Here is a 2455-nt window from a genome sequence, read left to right as displayed (position 1 = left end):
CACGTCACCCTTTCTCATTAACATAAGAGAATAGTAACGTGCTTTTTAGTTTAAGAATAGTCTAAATCCTTAAGTTGATGGATGTGTGGTGGGACCCTCTTTAATACTATTTATCAGTTAAATTATAGTATAAATATAAAAATAAGGAGACTGGTTATTTTGGCAATTGAGATTTAAGGTAGAATTATATATTTAATAATATATATATGCAAAATCTCATTTAATATCTTCTATATTGATGTTATACTAAGATTAATTGAGAAGCATCTAATTAATCACTACATTTTCTTAAATAGCATGTCAACATATAAAAAGACACTACTTAAAGTGTCTTTTTATATGTTTTGACTCCTAATACTAGGGTAGAACTAATACATAGTTATAAACTGTATAGAATCCCCTTGTGTATGTTGTTTGTTTTTCTATTATTATTCTGGTACGTGAAATTATATTAATTTTGTTTATTCTTTGTGTTACTTGTAAGAATTAATATAGCATTCTATATGGATTATATGGTAATATATAAGTAGAAAATTTGTTATCCATTGTTTATACTCTATTGTACGTAGCGTGAAGGACAAACCTTACGCCCAGTTAACTCGGGCGTGGTTTGTCCTTTTTTTATTTTAAGGAGGAATTTACTATGAAAAAAGTTTACAAAATTGGAGCAATTGTCACCACATTATGCGTTGCTTGTATCGCGATCTTTACTTTAACTAAGAATGAATCAGTCAAAACAGAAACTGTAACACCAGAAAAAGCAATTGTATCTGCTGCAGATGCAGAAAGAGCACCAAAAAATATAAAAGATATTTCAAAAAAAGAATTAAAGCAAAAAATAGAATCCCATGAAGAGTTTATTGCCTATTACTATCAACCAACCTGTCATTATTGCAAAAAAGCTGCACCGGATATCAATAGTATGTCAAAAAATCATGATAGAACCATCTATCGTATTGATATTTCTACACCAGAAAATCAAAGTGCATTTCAAGAGTTCGACATTCCTGGTACTCCTGTTGTTATAGCCTATAACAGAGGAGAAGAGGTTGAACGCCTTGAAGGAGCAGTGTCAGCTGCTACATATGATGGATTCTTTGCGAGACGTAATTCGAGCGCTAGTTAATATAGTGCTCGTTTTTCTTTGTAAGAAAGGAGAATTTACATGCAACAAAACGCCCGTATTTATTCTTTAGACATAATAAGGGGTATGGCCATACTATGTATCCTATTTGCTAATCTACCTACTATGACGGGACTAGATTCCTTTAATCAAGCAGGTTACTCCGGTATAGATAAAGTAGTTCGTTTTCTAGTAGATTTACTAATATCATCAAAGTTTTATACCATTTTTGCATTCTTATTCGGCGTGGGATTTTATATCTTTATGAGAAATACAGAAAAAAAAGGGTATCCCATATATAAACTATTTAGTCGTAGGTTATGTATTCTATTACTATTTGGTGTAATTCACTTTATCTTTCTGTGGTATGGAGATATTTTACATGCATATGCTATAGCAGGTTTTGTTCTATTGTTCTTTTATAAGCGGTCTACTAAGCTTATTTTTATAACAGGTTGTAGTTTTTTACTTGCTAGTTATACTCTACATGTTATTTTATTTTTACATGCAAGCCCTTCTATTCCTGAAGAGATACCAAAATACTATCAATATATGTTTACAGGCAGCACTACTAATCACACAGTGAATCTATTTTCGAATTATTTACATCAAGTAAAAGCTCGTTTGTTCTTTCTTATGACTCAGGAGTTTCAGCAACTTCTAATAGGAATCCCGGAATATATTGGGTTATTTTTAATAGGTTTATGGGCTGGAAAGAAGAATATTTTTAGACGTATATCGGATCTCAGAGGGAAAATTCAAGTTTTACAGTGGAGTTCGCTATTCCTATCATGTCTGCTCTCCCTCCCTATCATCTATTATTTTATAGAAACAGATGTCTATTACTCTATCCATATCCAGTTATGGATTCTATTTGGAGGAAAATCCCTCGCTATATTCTACATATGTTTTCTCCTTTTAATATGTGAGAATGAAAAATATGTAGGGTGGTTACAACCTTTTATGGCTATTGGTAAATTTTCCTTAACTAACTATATTAGCCAAAGTATACTCACGCTAGTGATTCTCTCAGCGTGCTTCCAGGACATTTCACAAGTAACATACTGGCAACTATGTATCTTTGGGATTCTTATTTGTATCGTACAATGTATATTCAGCACACTATGGAGTAAGTATTTCCGATATGGGCCTATCGAATGGCTATGGAGAAAATGGACTTATAAATAAAGAGACGTGCTGTTTTATCCAGCATGTCTTTTTATTTACTCCTATTTGGGGTCGCACCACACATCCATCAACTTAACGTATATTCTTATACAAAATGCGGTCTTTCCACGTAGTTTTTTATTATCTGTTATAGATGTTATAAAA

Annotated in this window: 2 protein-coding genes; both read left to right on the top strand. The window is 32.1% G+C overall.

Going from position 1 to position 2455, the window contains the following annotated elements; genetic code table 11:
• The first annotated feature begins 643 nt into the window (after window positions 1–643).
• On the top strand, window positions 644–1126 hold the full coding sequence (locus MR155_RS30885) for a thioredoxin family protein (RefSeq protein ID WP_242312084.1): 483 nt from the start codon (window positions 644–646) through the stop codon (window positions 1124–1126).
• 39 nt (window positions 1127–1165) lie between these two features.
• The gene (locus tag MR155_RS30880) at window positions 1166–2311 is read left to right on the top strand and encodes a DUF418 domain-containing protein (protein WP_201038247.1); all 1146 of its coding nucleotides are present in this window, start codon (window positions 1166–1168) and stop codon (window positions 2309–2311) included.
• Window positions 2312–2455 lie beyond the last annotated feature (144 nt).

It is taken from the genome of Bacillus cereus group sp. BfR-BA-01331 (assembly GCF_022663915.1).
GTDB lineage: Bacteria > Bacillota > Bacilli > Bacillales > Bacillaceae_G > Bacillus_A > Bacillus_A mycoides.
Note: the sequence above shows the minus strand (reverse complement) of the source record. Positions and strands in the feature narration are given on the sequence as shown.